The organism is Mucilaginibacter metallidurans, assembly GCF_003286435.2.
Classification (GTDB): Bacteria; Bacteroidota; Bacteroidia; order Sphingobacteriales; family Sphingobacteriaceae; genus Mucilaginibacter; species Mucilaginibacter gossypii.
The window spans coordinates 4,564,297-4,579,811 of sequence record NZ_CP043449.1; the positions used below are offsets into that span (position 1 = coordinate 4,564,297).

A 15,515-nucleotide genomic window follows, 5' to 3' on the forward strand; every position below is an offset into this window, starting at 1 on the left:
AAATATGAATATTTCTGCAAAAATGCGGAAGCCGGGAGGCGTATGTGCTGGCCTCAGCGGTGGAATAAAATTAAACCAGTCATTTATTTTTCAGTTAATGCGCCTAAGCTTTGTCACTACCTTAATTATATTAACCACTTTCCAGTTATTACTGGCTACTACCACCAAGGGCCAAAATATGCAATCGGACATGGTTACTATCGGCCTGCGGAATGAAAGTCTTGCCAGTGGTCTCAAAAAAATCGAACAACAAACCTCGCTTCGTTTTTATTACCGCAAGGCGGAAATTAAAGCACTTATCGGGCTTAACCTGGCTTTGGAGAACAGAACTATAGAACAAACCTTGCAGGAACTATTACAAAATACATTTCTTTCGTATCGACAGGTCGAAGGTAATATATTGATCGAACGTAATACCGTGCAAACCACCTATGAGATCAAAGGCCGTGTAGTAGATGTAAATCATAAATCAATAGCTTTTGCGAACGTGATCATAAAGCAGGTTGCTACTGATAAAATAATCCAGTCTGCACAAACCGATACCGGGGGATATTTCAGGCTCACAGCAACAGAAAAAGGGGATTATCTGATCGGAATTTCGGAAGTTAGTAAGGATAGTTTGTCTCTTGCACTAACTTTGGGAGACATGAAAACGGTTCAATTACCGGATATCATATTAAATGCATCAATCAAACAACTTAAACAAGTAACCATAACCAGCAAAACCCCCATTCTTGAACGGAAGGTTGACCGGCTAATATTTAACCTGAACAACACAATGGCAGCAAGTGGCGCTTCCCTTTTTGACGCTTTGCGGGTGACGCCTCTTTTAACAGTGTCTGAGAATGGCAACATTTCTATGGTTGGCAAAGGCAGTATGGCGGTTATGGTAAATGAAAAAATAATCTATTTAAGCGGAACTGACCTGGCCAATTACCTGAAAACGTTAAGGGCTGAAAATGTAGAAAAAATTGAGATTATCACCACGCCGCCGGCAAAATATGAAGCCGAGGGAAATGCCGGTCTGATCAATATTGTTTTAAAGAAAAACGAATCGTTAGGCTGGCGAGGGTCGGTTAGTTCCACCTATTATCAGAACACCTACTCATCCTTAAATAATAGTATGGCTCTTTTTTTCCGGTCAAAAAAAGTGAGCAGCTCTTTTACTTTTAATCAGTCACATTATCGCTTTATTCTTAAAGAATCGAGAGATATAACCGGGCAGCCGAGCCAAATCCTTAGTGACGAGCGTCGTTTAGGCAGCTCGCCGGGTTTGCAATCCGGTTTAAGTATAGATTACGAGTTAAATAAACACAATAACATCGGTTTTATTTATAATATTTCAGACTATAAATCGAATACAACGTTTAGTAACAACTATAGCTTTGTTACCGGTAATGCTATCGATTCTGTTTTAAACACTACAGGAAAAATTTCAAGGCCGGTATTTACACAAACCTTCAATTTATATCACGATTTGAAGCTTGATTCGGCCGGAAAAAAATTGAGTAGCTCCTTCAACTTTTTCACGAATAAACCTGAAATGAGAAATGATTTTGTTTCTGAATCTGAAAACACCTATGCTTCAGTTCAAAATAATAACTTGTCAAAATACCATATCTGGTCCGTTCAATCAGATTTAACATTACCTTATAAATGGGCTAAAATAGAAACAGGTGCCAAGTTTGCTACCTATAATAACAGTGCCAGCATAGCATATTATAATCAAATCCTCGATAACCTCGTGTTGGACCAAACGCGCAGTAATGATTTCGACTATACCGAAAATAACCTGGCCGCGTATTACAGTATGGAAGCTGACCTATCGAAAAAATGGACAGCCAAAGCAGGGTTGCGTTATGAGTATACCCTGATGGATGGTTATTCGCCTACTTTAAATCAGCGTAATAAACGTGATTATGGTGCCTTATTCCCTACGGCTTACATTGTTTATAAGGCTGATAAAAACAATGTTTTTTCTTTAAATTATTCAAAGAGGATCAACCGTCCGAGCCTTAATTCCCTCAATCCATTTGCCTATTATACAAATATTTATACTTATTTTACCGGCAACCCATCGCTCTTGCCATCCTATAGTAACAATTTTGAGTTTAACTACCTCTATAAAGGCATGTTTTCTTTTACTGTCTATACACAACATACCAGTGATATGATCTCGCACCTCATAACCGTTAATGGCCCGGAGGTTCATACAAGCACAGAAAACTTTTTGTCGCAGGATAATCTGGGGGCTTATGCATCCTTTAACCGGTCATTATTTAAATGGTGGGACAACAGCATCTCCGCCTCTTTTTCCTATGCATCGCCAAAATCTAAAATAACAGCTATCAGCACTCCGAACGGAATTTCCGGCTCGTTTAGTTTCAATAATGCTTTCAAGACAACTAAACAGCTAAGTTTTTATCTGAATTACAACCAGAACCTTCCATCAACTTATGGCAATATTTATACCTATAGCCAGCGTAGTTTTAGAGTGGGAGCCACATTAAAGTTATTGAATAACAATTTGATCATCAGCCCGGGTTATTTTTTAGGTAACACAACGAAATATGAATACCGTTATAGTGGGTTTATACAAACAGACAAAACAGACTATAATTATAACACCTTTAGCCTTGGCCTTACCTATTTATTTGGAAGATCAAAGGTTTCGGGAAACAACAAGACCATATCTTTTGATGAGAAAAGAAGAGCTCAATAGTAGGATAAGTTAAAAACATAAAAATGGAGGTGCTCTTTTATTTTCTTCCTTTCAATAATATCTTATATGAAAGCAAAATCAATAATAACTTTCGACCCATAAAGAAAAATAAAGGAATCCGGCTCATGATAATCTACTGATAATTAAACTCATAAAGCAACGTCAAATAATACATGACTGCATTTTAATTATGCGAAATTCGAACCACCTTTTAGATCGGATACTCGTATTAAACGAATTAAAACTTTTTATGATCCTGAGACTGGGCCCGAGCCAACGACCCTCTGATTAATTGAGCTATTCCAGCTTTTTTTTGCAAATTGTGTGAGAAACAAAAAACCCCACTCGCCAGAGTGGGGATAAATCATTGACTATGAGGCTCCTGAGGCTGGGCTCGAACCAGCGACCCTCTGATTAACAGTCTATGGAGGCACTTTTCTATGTTTTGTTTTTTTAATTAAATTATTATATATCAATAATTTATGAAAATGTCATTATGTGCTACTTTGCTGTTTTTTGCCATTTTTTGCCCATTTGTGTGAGAAATGTGTGAGAGCAAAATAGGTGATTTTATTGGAAATTTGCGTAATTTCGCATGTTCTAAAAAATTTGTGTGAGAGAAACGGGCATTTTACCTAATTTTAATGAAAATGGCAGTAAAAGTTAACTTATATTTAGATGAACGGAAGGTTGAAACCGGTAAAAAAGCGCCGGTAAAAATCAGGTTATATATCTCCCGTACCGATATTAGGCACTACCATACTGACATGCACCTAACGGCTCAACAGTTCCAACAATCGTATCTAACCGAAAAACCTAAGAAAGCATTTCAGGAGATTAAAATATGTTTAGATGCCATAGAAGCAAAGGCGAATGGAATTATCACTAAAATGGCTGGCTTGTTTATCCTTGATAAATTTGAGCGGGAAATGTTTCGCTCTCAAGCCGCCACTACAGACGTGTGCGCCTACTATCAGGACTATATAGATGAACTGACGAGAAATGGCCGTGCCGGAACGGCTTCGAATTACCGCTTAAGCTTAAAGTCTCTATTGGAGTTTGCCGGAAAGGATAATAAGCCAGCTTCAAGTCTCTCATTTTCTCGCATTACAGTTGATTTTTTAAACAGATATGAAAATTGGATGGTAGCCGCCGACAAATCCAAGACAACTGTAGGTATTTACTTACGACCATTAAGGGCTATATTCAATAAAGCTATAGAAGAAGGCAGTATTGCTGCTGAACTCTATCCTTTCAAAAAATACAAGATACCTACAGGCCAAAATATAAAGAAGGCGTTAAGTAAGGAAGAATTAAAGAAACTATATACTGCGCCGATAGAGCCGGGCAGTCCTAAAGAAAAAGCAAGGGATTTTTGGTTTTTCAGTTATCAGTGCAATGGGATGAATTTTCGCGACATTGCGGAATTGAAGTATAAGAATATCAATAAAAAGTCAATTTCTTTTTTACGGCATAAAACGCTTCACACTACAAAAGACAAGCCCCAACCTATTATTATTCCTTTGACCGAAAATATTAAGGCAATTATTGAACGCTACGGTACCCGTCCTTTTTTGCCAGACAATTATGTATTCCCAATTCTAACGAAAAAGATGGATGAAGCTGAAAAACTAAGGGTTAACCAAAATTTTATCCGCTTTGTTAATCAGCATATCCAGAAGTTGGCAAAAGACCTGGACTTGGATGGCGATATATCTACCTATTACGCACGGCATTCGTTCACAACTGCTGCGATCCGTAATGGTGCTAAAATGGAATTGATACAGGAAAGTTTAGGCCATCGTAGTTTAAATACTACTCAAAACTACTGGGCAGGATTCGAGGATAACGTTAAGCAGGAAATAGCTGATAAGTTGATGGATTTTGGATAAATCAAATTCGCACTCGCGTTTTTGCGAGCTATTATTTTTCAAGTTTGTAGATCAACTGCCTAAATCCGTTAGTCAGGAAATGAACACACCACTCCATATTTACCTCTTAAGCCACCAACAACGCGAGCCGGGTAAATAGTCAAGGCCCCTTTAGATTTGCTTTGTGATTATTATTGAAAGTATCTTGCTGACAAAGAATAGGGTGAACCAAGTCAAGGCCCAGGCTAAAGACCTATGGCCCGTATTAGTCCCTGTTTCGAGTCACAAGTCGATGTCAATGACAAGTTAGAATTTTAGACACCAGGTCTTATAAAGGTTTTAGTCTGAGTACATCACATTAATTTATTTAGTATGAAATACAAAGTATTTATCGGCATCGATGTATCAAAGCTTACTATTGATGTCCACCTGCACGGAATCGGTGCCTCCAAAACATTCAGTAACGAGGAAAAAGGATTTGCTTTATTTTTAAGTTGGGTAAAAAAGCATAGTAAACAATCGGAACCGGCGGAGATGATCATATGCTTCGAGCATACCGGTATGTATTCAATTAAACTTGCCACTTATCTAAATGATATTGGAATCCCATTCGCCATGCTTCCTGCGCTTCAGATTAAACAATCTATAGGGATCAGAAGAGGAAAGAATGACCAGATCGATGCACAAAGAATCGCTGAATATGCTTGGCTACACCGCGAAACCATTCAGGCAACTCTATTACCAGCTAAAAGTATTCTCAAACTTCAGTCGCTGCTTACATTACGAAATCGCTTGGTATGTGATCGTGGAGGGTATGAAGCCACATGGAAAGAACAGAAAAAGGCATTGGAAGGAAAAGAGCACAAGGGATATTTCAAGTTTATAAAAGCCTGATAATGAACCTAACGGTTCAAGTTAAAAAGATTGAAGAACAAATAAAGGCGGTTATAGAAAGTGATGAAGCAGTTAAATTAAACTATCAATTACTGACCAGTATTAAGTGTGTAGGACCTGTACTGGCCGCAAATATGATTGCTTATACGCACAACTTTACCCGTTTTGCTACCTGGCGAAAGTTCGCCTGCTATGTGGGAACTGCTCCTTTTGAACACCAATCTGGCACGAGTATAAAAGGAAGAACACGAGTCAGTAGTTTATCCAACAAGCAACTAAAAAAATTAATCCACATGGTGGCTATATGTGCTTGCGCATATAATCCAGAGATGAAAAGCTATTATAAAAGAAGAGTGAGCGAGGGGAAAAATAAGATGAGTACACTAAATGTTATACGCAACAAGATCATTTCCAGAATGTTTGCTGTTGTCAATCGCGGCTCGGGCTATGTAGATCTGATGAAATATGCAGCTTAGGGCTTATCATCTTAACTCTTAAACAACTCCCCTTATTTTGGACGGGTTCTGTCAAGGGCAGCGAAGGGCGGGCTTGTGCGGCTGCGCTGTTTATGTACCCTTGACGGGTTCCGGCCAAAATGAGAATTTTGTTGTCGAGTTAAGATGAAGAAATATTATTTGGAAAAGTCTTAGAATACGGGCCACCGCTGGAAGAAAACAAAACGGCCTGCTCTGCGTGGCCTTTACTTTTTATCCCGGCGGTGGGCTATATTCGCGGATGTGGTGAATATGGGCGGTTATTAGGCTCTACCTTTAATAAACGATGTAACTGTTAATCTGTGAACACCAAGTATCCTTGATATGGCGCTATATGAAACTTTGTCTTTCAAAAGCCTTTCAATTTGTTTTTCTTTTCCAGTAAGTTTGGTTTTCAAAGATTTTCGACCTTTTGGACGCCCCAAAATCACACCCTCCGCTTTTTTACGAGCAAGTGCTTCCTTGGTACGTTGTGATATTAGGTTTCGTTCAATTTCTGCGGAAAGGCCAAATGCAAAAGCGAGAACTTTAGAGTTTATGTCACTACCTAAACGATAGTTATCTTTAATCGTCCATACTTGTACATCTTTTTTCATACAATGATTTAGGATACCCATTATCATTAGTAAATTTCTTCCAAGTCGAGACAATTCACTACATATTAAAATGTCATCTTTTTTCATTTTTTTTAGAAGTTTACCCAACCTACGGTCTTCAAGATCCTTGGTACCCGAAATGGTTTCTTCGATCCATTTACCTACTAGAATTTGTTGTTGTTGGCAGAACCCATTAATTTCAAACTTTTGATTTTCTACTGTCTGTTTATCTGTGCTTACTCGAATATATCCGTAAATCATGATTAATAATAAGTTAGAATGTGTATAATTTAAAAGCACTAAAACTACCGACAATTTTAGTTGATATTTTCGGGTGGTTTTTTTGATATAGTAATAGGAAATCCACCATACATTAAAGAATATACGGATAAAAGCGTATTTAACGGTTTAAGGCAATCTAGTTACTATCAAGGGAAGATGGACCTTTGGTATTTTTTTACATGTATCGGAATTGATATGCTAAAAGACAATGCAAGCTTGAGTTACATAGCACCAAATAATTGGGTTACCAATTCAGGAGCGTATAAACTCAGAAATAAAATTATTTCTGAAACGAAAATCAATAAGATATTGGATTTCGGTAGTTACATGATTTTTGAAAGTGCCGATATACAAACAATGATTTTCTTGCTGTCAAAAACTAAAAATAACTTTCAATACAATTTTGATTTAAAGCGAATTAAAACTGAAGGTGCTACTATAAATAATGTTTTAGAATTGCTGAAAGATATTAAATCTAAAGACAACGAGTTTTTATCACCTATAATTTCAAAAGAAGAGTTTCTAAATAAAACATTTTCCTTTAGTAACACTAATAACGAAGATTTGCTATTAAAGATTAATAATAAAAGGAACTTCGTCCTTAACGAGAAAAGCGAAGTAGCCCAAGGAATAGTTCATCCTCAAGATTATTTAAATAAAAAGAACCAGTCAATTTTGGGGGCTAACTTTCAAGTTGGACAGGGCGTTTTTGTAATAAATGCAGATGAAAAGGAAAGTTTACAATTAAATGCGATTGAACTTAATTTAATTAAACCTTATTACACCACCGAGAAAATCAAAAGGTGGAATGCAAATCCAATCACAAATGAATGGATAATATATACAGGCTCAAAGTTTAAAAACGCCGAAAACATAAAATCTTATCCTAATATTAAAAAGCATTTGGATAAATTTCATTCGATAATAACTTCTGATAATAGTCCATATGGCTTGCATCGAAGTCGGGATGAGAAGTTTTTTAAAGGAGAAAAAATTATAGTCTTACGAAAATGTGTTGATCATCCAAAATTCACATATACTGATTTCGAATGTTACGTATCTGCGACTTTTTACATAATAAAAACAGATAGAGTTAGCCAAAAATATTTAACAGCGTTTTTTAATTCAAAACTGACAGCGTTTTGGTTGAAAAATAAGGGGAAGATGCAAGGCAATAATTATCAATTAGATAAAGAACCATTGTTGCAAATTCCAATATATATACCTGAAAATATGGTCATAGAAAAAATTGTTGCCATTGTGGATAAGATATTGTGGACTTCCCATACCGAAACTCTTGAAGATGAAATAAATAAGATATTTTATAGTTTATATGAACTTACAGATTCAGAAATTGATTTAATAGAACAATAAATAATTTATTGTCCTGAATGCAAATAGAGCTTAGCCTAATATGAGGTAACAAATATTCATATCAAATAAACTTCACTTTACCTCTTCTTCTACAAGCTCTAGGAAATTAGGCTCAACTAATTTAATTTCATCAAATGTTAAGTTATATAATTTAAATATAAATTCATCAAGTTTCCACTCTATGTGATTCACATCTGCTGTGGAATTAGAGCCTCTCGTATCTAGCAATCTGTTGACCAAGGATGTTAATTTTGATTGATCCTGTTCTGTTATTTCAGGTAAGGGGAAATTTTTAATGTCCTCGACCAAAATTTTGGGAAATGCTCCTTTTGTCGCTTTAGGAGAAGAATTAAAATGATAATAAGTTGCAAGTTTCGAATTAAGAATTGCTAACAATACTTTCAAACTATAAGATCCACCTTTTAATATAACAATGTTCGCCGGATCGTGGTATAACTCCTGATCTGTAAATCCACAAAAAATTGACGGATTGGTTATTTCTCTTACTAATAAACGTTCGTTCTTAAAGAACTTAGGATTTCTGGGGTTTGCAATACCATCACAATAATCAATCCATTCCCTTTCGTTCCACACAACTGAGAATCTGTTAACATCGCTTCCCCATAACCATTTTTTTAAATTTGGTTTGATGTTGGACTGATAATGATACGCCCGTGATTTTATAATCTCGTCGGTTTGACCCTGGTACTTATCATATGCTATTAAACCTTGGCTTATTTCAGGAAAATATTGTTGTAGCTTTCTTTTTCCTTTTTTAATTTTTGAAATTAGATTTAAAACGTTCGTATTTAATTTAAAAACTAAACACCAATTTTGGTTATTTTCTATTAAGTAAGATTTCGAAATAATACCATTACCGCTTTTTATCAAATCTGAAAAGGTATTAGAATCACTTGTGATTTTATATTTTAAGAAGTCATTAAATGTTGATTTTTTGAAGATAGTAATTGCATTAAAAACAGTAGCACCCTCAAAAATTTTAAATGCCGTGCAGTCAATAATAAATATATCCCAATTATTTAATAATCTTTTTCTGTATTCTGAGGCGAATACATTGAATAAAAAAGTATTGGGATAATATAGGCCTTGATTCCATCCGTTTTTAACAGAGTATTAGCAAGTTCAATAAAGTAATAATATATTTCAAAATCTGGCACCTTACCCAAAGATTCTGAAATCGTTTTTCTCGAAGATCCTTTAATCGACACGCCATATGGTGGATTTCCTATTACTATATCAAAAAAACCACCATTTTTTTTAGACAAGCCAAACATCCACTCGGTGTCATAAAATGGCGAAGAAATATTCTGGTCATACGGATCCCAAGAAGCAAGCAACTTAGCGGTATCATTTCCATAGTCCGCAATCAATAAATCTCCAATTTGCTCACGTAATATTCTATCTTGTTCTCTTAATTCCCTCTTTCGCCCAGGGCTTTTTATGCTGAAGATTTTATGTCTTATATTTTTTAGCTGTTTTTCTAATACATCTATCTCTTTTTTATCAAATAAAGAGCCTGTAAATTTTCCCTTAACGGGTTTATCTATCCCAATTAACGTATTTGCTGCAACAAATTTAGCTTCAAGATTAGGTAGTGGTCGAATACCAAAATTTTCATGTTCGGCATCTACTTTTTGATCAACTACGAGTGATATGAAAAACCTCAGCTTTGAAATTTGTGTCGCAATTGGCTGAATATCCACACCATAGATGCAGTTTTCAATTAAAAAAAGTTTTCTCGCATAATCTAATTCATTATTATTAAACGCTCCCTCTATGTCCTTTATTTGTTTTTGGAGTTCCGTTATACTGCTTTTATTGCTTGGAGTGTCTTCCAATAATTCGATTGCTTGTTCAACTTTGTCAATTTGACGTTGCTTCCATTCATTGTTATTTGGATCAATTTTATGCAAAATATGCACCATTTTTTGTAAAATGCCCATTGGGTAGGCACCTGAGCCACACGCGGGGTCAAGTATTTTGCAATCATCTAACGCTTCTATAATGTATCTTTGAAATTCAGGTTCATCATCAAAGGGATTGCTATCACCAAATGATACCAACTCGTGTAACTTCTCCTCCAAATTTCCATCATATGATTTGTTTTCTAATTCATTTTTAAGGTATGCTACCAGACTTTCATCCACCATATAATTGACAATTTCACGTGGTGTATAAAAAGAGCCGGTTTGCTTACGTGCGGTGGTCTTTGTTTCCGGGTTATAACTTGCCAATAAATTTTCGAACACTTTACCAAGAAGTTCTGGGTCTAGGGCTACTTCTTCATCTATAGGAGTATTTTCGGTAATAGTAAATTTATATGACTTTAAGATATTGATAAGTCCTTTGGTATTGGCGGTTTTAAATTTTTTATCATTGTAATCATCACTTAAATCAACAGTTTCTTCCGCATCAAAAAACAAAAAATCAGGCACTTGCAATACATTGTCAGCTTTGTCCGAAAATCCATCTACATAAATTATTCTATCGCCACCTTGCTTACCCTTTGCTGTTGGGTGTGGCTTATCTAAACACTCGAATAAGCCTCCATTCATAAAGGGTACAGTTTTTTCCATTAAATTTATAAAGGCTTTAGGGTTTTTCAAATAACTCTGATAACGCATCAATTGCGTAATATTTTGGTGTTGATGCCCCTCCTTTCTAAATTCACGTTTGCCCCTTGTTTGATTTAATGTGGCAAAAAATAAATTTTGTAAAATCGCGCGATAATATTGACTATTATGTTTTCCTGTAGCAAATACTCCATGTGGTTTTTGTGGCGTAAAGTCCGCAATAAAATCTTCGGCAATAATCTTTTCATCAAAGATCTCTTCAGGAATTAGGTTCTTTTCTTTGATAAACCATATAAATAATATACGAGTAAGTAGGCGTATTACATTTTTTCCTTTATGTTCCTTTAATGCCTCTTCATAAGCTTCATCTGAAGGTGAATCAATACGTAAAGGATTATTAGGGAAATTGACTTCTTTTATCGCCCAGAAATACCAATTCGATAATTCTTTATAAAAGCTCTTATTAAGTATTGATACGCTGAAAACCTCTTTCCAATACTTATGTAACTCCTTAAACGAATTGACACCATTTTTCCCGGAGCGTGTAATGGCCAGCTGCTGCAGAATGCGGTTATGCCCTTCATGTACCTGTTTAAGATTAATATCCCTTAGGATAGTGACCTTACCAACCTTTTCGCCAGAGCGCCACGCTTGTTGATATTGTGTACGCTCCGAGTTAGAAAGAGCGATGTAATGCTGATACTTGAAAACCAAGGTTACTGGTAAATAAGGATAAGCCTTATTGAACGCTCTTGTTATTTCGGCCAGTTGACTACGTGTGGGTAATAAGCTATTTGACCGTTCCTTCAATATAACGCCGAAAACCAAAATCCCATTGTAGTCCGCTTTCTATTTTATCAAATGCAGTACCAACACTGTTTTCAAATGCTGCATCGTCTATAATTCCTAAAGCGTATACATTGTCTATTAGTTTAAAAGTGTCATTGTCTTTGTAGTGAGGTGCCTTTAAAAGCTCCTTTGCACTAGTAGGTTCTTCTGTAATATAGTTTATTGGGATATTCAAGCTAGTAAAAAAGGATTTTAAAGCTTTGATAAACGGTTCTGTGGTGAATAAGGTAAGGTTCATATTATATGATAAGACTTTTTAACTAACAATAAGCCATGTAATTAAATCAAATTTTTCGAAATCATACTTTTCAGATAAGGCCCCTTCTGACTTAAGCTGTTGAGTGATTTTTCCAGCAGAAGTTTTCAACTGCTGCATAAAATCTAAAACCGCGGTTGACATAACGGTTTTTACGCTTCCATCCTCTAATTCAATTTCTGTCCTAGCTTGCCCGTCTACCCATTTTCTTAAAGCACTACTAAGCCTTTGAATAGTTTCTTCATCGCCACTTTCAACCTTAGGCTCTACAAATCTCGGCTTTAAATAGTGTAGTTGTAATTGTTCTAGAATGATCTTTTGATTACTGGAAATCGGATTACCGTCCATATCTATATGAATTAATTCATAAGATGAGTAGCCATTTTCCGGAGAATATTTTTTTTGAGCTGGATAACCTAATAATGCAATTAAGCCCGTTCGAAGAACTTCATTTTCGCCAACAATAAAACCTGAAAATATACCATTTGGCATTTTTTCAACGACATCTCGTTTAGTATTCAACATTCTATTTAATAACTCTCTGTAGCTGTCGAAAGAAAAACTGTCGAAACCCAATGTCTTTTCACCTTCAATGTTCTCCAAACTATGTTCCATTTGCCTTAACATATTAGCATTTTGCCGATCCTCTAGGCTTTCATCTGCGGACATTGCATTAAAGTCGTCCGTAAAATCGTTAATTACTTCTGAGCCGGCCAACTTCATCATCGCCATTCTTTTCTCGACACGTGCCTTTAAGTTAATGTAATCGTCAATATCAGACGCTGGCCAAAAGTTTATGCTTTGGATCTCTGTATTCGGAGACCCAATTCTATCTATACGCCCAACACGTTGTACTACACGTACAGGATTCCAGTGTATATCATAATTAATGACTAAATCAGCATCCTGTAGGTTTTGTCCCTCGCTTAAAACATCTGTAGCAATTAAGATATTTAATGGCTTTTGAAGTTTATCGGCAGTATCGGAATCAATATTCTTTACCCAAGCCTTCCATTCTTCAAAACATTCGATTGAATCAACATTTTTAACTGTTGGTCTAAAATTTAACCAATTTTTGTCTCTAAAAAGTTTGGTATATGGGGCAAACCTTTGTAATATATATTCATGATTCTTATTGCTTTGGGTTTCATTCCATGCCTTGCTCTCGTCACCCGTGATCATAGCAAATTGTTCAAACCCTCTATTTAGCAACTGTTCGAACAAATATTCTGCTGTATCCTTATATGCAGTAAATATCACTAACTTTTTGCTGATTGATTCTTCCTTTTCTTTAAGAATTTGAAGTAGGGCCTCTAATTTATTATCATCAGATTTTAGCGTTTTTTCAGGATTGATTTTACTTTCAAAAGCAAAAACATTATCCAATATGTATTTCAGGTTCTTCTTATCTGTTTTAATAGCACTTTTAAAATCATCAAGATTCCCAGCTATATCGATTAATCTTAGTGATATTGGATTTTTTTTACCAAATGTAAAGCTGTCTAAAACACCACCTTCGTCATCAATCATAGTTTCCTCTTCTAACCCAGCATTCAAATCAATTGAAATTTCCGCCTTCGTATCTTGATATTGATTAATTTTTAATAAGGCATTATCATGATGTTCATAAATTCTTTCAACTGTTATTTTAAAAGAGAACCAGGATGATTCTAAGCGTTTAAGCATTAAAATCATCATCATTTTAACCAAGAAAAATTCACGTTGTACATCATCTTTCAAGATAGCATCCTTTTCTCCTTTTTCTCCTTTTCTTTCTCTGAATTTCTTTTCCTTAATTTTTTTTAAGCGTGTTTCTTTTGAAATAGTATAGTAAGAAGGTTGATAAGCGGATAAATTTAGTTTTAAATTCTCCATTAGCTCAGCAAAGCTTTCTACATCTCCAAAACGTAATGGCGTTTTGAAAATATTAATAGGCTTTTTATGCTTAGGAAAGGACAAAGAAGAATTAAAGTGACTTTGAATTCTTTTTCGTGTTCTTGCAACCAACAAATGATCTGTTAACCTAAAAAAGTTACTGTCTTTAATCCTCTGATGAAAATCAGCCAGTTTTGGTTCATCTTCCTGGCTCCAATCATTAAATACCTTTTGGACATCCTTAAAAGTATGCTCAATATTGTTAACGTCTAAACTCTCCTTAAACCCACTATTATCACCCTTAGTCATCAGTTTAAATTGATTTCTGACGTCCTTAAATGAATTATTAATTGGTGTCGCTGATAGTAATAATACCTTAACTTCACCTTGTGACTTTTGTAAAACTTCAGCAATTAGATATTGATACCTACTTGATTTGTCATTTCTTAAATTGTGGCTCTCGTCGATAACAATTAGTTTCTTTTTATCATCAGAAAAAAAGTTGGCTTTAATATCTCTTGATCTCATTCCTCCATCTCTTAAATCCGTGTGAAAGCGAATTAAATATTCAAATTTATCAGCCTCTAAACTTGAATTATTCCCCTCTAAATATTGCTGCCAATTCTGTTCCAATTTTTTGGGGCAAAACAAAATGATCTTATGATCATTTTGAAAGGCTTTCATAACTGCCAATGCGCTCCATGTTTTACCTAAACCAACAGCATCTGCTAAGATTGCTCCGTTGTATTTATTTAACATTTTAATTAAACTAGTTACTCCCCCTTTTTGAAAGTCATATAATCTATTAAAGATCGTAGTGTCTTCCAGTTTAACTAATTTTTTTTCTGCTTCAGGGTCATTTATCTCTTTATTAAATAATTCATAAAGTATCTTAAAATAGATTTGCTCAGGAGAATAGATTGAGAACAGACGCGAGATTTCTTCAATAAGATAAATTTTAAAATCTTTTTTTATGACTTTACCTTCGGGATTTATCAAAGTTTTTTTCGAATGTGCTTGGGGCCTATTCCATAAGCCCTCAAACCATTTGATTAACTCATTATATTGATTGCCATCGCCCGTTTCAGCAATATTAAGTTCAACGTTGCTTGTTGATTTCATTCCTATACCCGCCTCGGTTAAGTTCGAACTTCCAGAAATAAAATAATGATTTCTTTCGTCAGCCGTTGCGGTTTTCAGGTATAATTTTGCGTGGCAAAAATTAGGCTCTAATGTTTTAACAACAACATTATCCAATTTCAAAAAAGCAACCGCTTCTTTTGCTAAAGCATTCAATTTTAGGGATGTATCAATACTTATGTTTTCATTAAGTAAATTAAGGGCATCTACTTTATCGTCAAAGCTTACTATATCACCGAGAATAAAACGATAGTCTTTAATTTTTTCCTTGGTTATTTTGGAAAGATATGCCAAAGCACCGATAGTAAAATATCCGGTTACAACATCCAAGTTTCCCTCTTCGTTATATTTCGCGATCCATTCATAAACTTTAAGTTTTGAATTATCATTGTCTATTATCATATAATCGGTATAAGATAGGTTGGGCTTTCAACTTTTATAATATCCCAAAGTATGGAAATATTGCCAATATTTATTATTATTTCCGCATTCACTAACTCCTAAGCTATTAATTTACGCAATGCAAAAAACACTCCGCTTCAAATCCTTTGATGTTATTTTGGTAACC

At 35.1% G+C, this 15,515-nt stretch carries 10 protein-coding genes; 5 read left to right on the forward strand and 5 right to left on the reverse strand.

Annotated features, from left to right (window positions below; all coding sequences use genetic code 11):
• Positions 1-4 precede the first annotated feature (4 nt).
• The 4 genes from DIU38_RS19375 (at position 5) to DIU38_RS19390 (ending at position 5,963) form a co-directional block, all read left to right on the forward strand.
• Positions 5-2,722, forward strand: a complete 2,718-nt coding sequence (locus DIU38_RS19375; protein ID WP_112657534.1) for a TonB-dependent receptor domain-containing protein — start codon at positions 5-7, stop codon at positions 2,720-2,722.
• A 644-nt stretch (positions 2,723-3,366) separates the two neighbouring features.
• Complete coding sequence (locus DIU38_RS19380; protein WP_243770702.1) at positions 3,367-4,614, forward strand: tyrosine-type recombinase/integrase; 1,248 nt, start codon at positions 3,367-3,369, stop codon at positions 4,612-4,614.
• A gap of 351 nt (positions 4,615-4,965) precedes the next feature.
• Complete coding sequence (locus DIU38_RS19385) at positions 4,966-5,487, forward strand: IS110 family transposase (protein WP_149354044.1); 522 nt, start codon at positions 4,966-4,968, stop codon at positions 5,485-5,487.
• Positions 5,418-5,963 carry a transposase gene (locus tag DIU38_RS19390; RefSeq protein ID WP_149354043.1) on the forward strand — a complete coding sequence of 182 codons (546 nt, stop codon included), beginning with the start codon at positions 5,418-5,420 and terminating at the stop codon, positions 5,961-5,963. Before DIU38_RS19385 ends, DIU38_RS19390 begins: the two co-directional genes overlap by 70 nt.
• A 281-nt stretch (positions 5,964-6,244) precedes the next feature.
• Here DIU38_RS19390 and DIU38_RS19395 read toward each other — a convergent pair whose 3' ends face one another.
• The gene (locus DIU38_RS19395; protein ID WP_112659176.1) at positions 6,245-6,838 is read right to left on the reverse strand and encodes a master DNA invertase Mpi family serine-type recombinase; all 594 of its coding nucleotides are present in this window, start codon (positions 6,836-6,838) and stop codon (positions 6,245-6,247) included.
• A gap of 60 nt (positions 6,839-6,898) precedes the next feature.
• Between DIU38_RS19395 and DIU38_RS19400 the strand changes: the two genes are divergently transcribed.
• The gene (locus tag DIU38_RS19400; RefSeq protein ID WP_149354126.1) at positions 6,899-8,233 is read left to right on the forward strand and encodes an Eco57I restriction-modification methylase domain-containing protein; all 1,335 of its coding nucleotides are present in this window, start codon (positions 6,899-6,901) and stop codon (positions 8,231-8,233) included.
• A gap of 72 nt (positions 8,234-8,305) precedes the next feature.
• Here the strand turns inward: DIU38_RS19400 and DIU38_RS19405 are convergent, their stop codons facing one another.
• From DIU38_RS19405 to DIU38_RS19420, 4 genes are all read right to left on the reverse strand, one after another.
• Complete coding sequence (locus DIU38_RS19405; protein WP_167516229.1) at positions 8,306-9,124, reverse strand: TaqI-like C-terminal specificity domain-containing protein; 819 nt, start codon at positions 9,122-9,124, stop codon at positions 8,306-8,308.
• A 149-nt stretch (positions 9,125-9,273) separates the two neighbouring features.
• Positions 9,274-11,541 carry an Eco57I restriction-modification methylase domain-containing protein gene (locus DIU38_RS19410; protein ID WP_149354128.1) on the reverse strand — a complete coding sequence of 756 codons (2,268 nt, stop codon included), beginning with the start codon at positions 11,539-11,541 and terminating at the stop codon, positions 9,274-9,276.
• A gap of 76 nt (positions 11,542-11,617) precedes the next feature.
• The gene (locus DIU38_RS19415; protein ID WP_112657930.1) at positions 11,618-11,914 is read right to left on the reverse strand and encodes a hypothetical protein; all 297 of its coding nucleotides are present in this window, start codon (positions 11,912-11,914) and stop codon (positions 11,618-11,620) included.
• Between the two features lie 18 nt (positions 11,915-11,932).
• Positions 11,933-15,349, reverse strand: a complete 3,417-nt coding sequence (locus DIU38_RS19420; protein ID WP_112657928.1) for a helicase-related protein — start codon at positions 15,347-15,349, stop codon at positions 11,933-11,935.
• Between the last annotated feature and the right edge of the window lie 166 nt (positions 15,350-15,515).

What these genes read in the sequence shown, in the direction of transcription:
- DIU38_RS19375 (WP_112657534.1), top strand. Translation starts at nt 5, where the DNA reads ATGAATATTTCTGCAAAAATGCGGAAGCCGGGAGGCGTATGTGCTGGC.
- DIU38_RS19380 (WP_243770702.1), top strand. Translation starts at nt 3,367, where the DNA reads ATGAAAATGGCAGTAAAAGTTAACTTATATTTAGATGAACGGAAGGTT.
- DIU38_RS19385 (WP_149354044.1), top strand. Translation starts at nt 4,966, where the DNA reads ATGAAATACAAAGTATTTATCGGCATCGATGTATCAAAGCTTACTATT.
- DIU38_RS19390 (WP_149354043.1), top strand. Translation starts at nt 5,418, where the DNA reads ATGGAAAGAACAGAAAAAGGCATTGGAAGGAAAAGAGCACAAGGGATA.
- DIU38_RS19395 (WP_112659176.1), bottom strand. Translation starts at nt 6,838, where the DNA reads ATGATTTACGGATATATTCGAGTAAGCACAGATAAACAGACAGTAGAA.
- DIU38_RS19415 (WP_112657930.1), bottom strand. Translation starts at nt 11,914, where the DNA reads ATGAACCTTACCTTATTCACCACAGAACCGTTTATCAAAGCTTTAAAA.
- DIU38_RS19420 (WP_112657928.1), bottom strand. Translation starts at nt 15,349, where the DNA reads ATGATAATAGACAATGATAATTCAAAACTTAAAGTTTATGAATGGATC.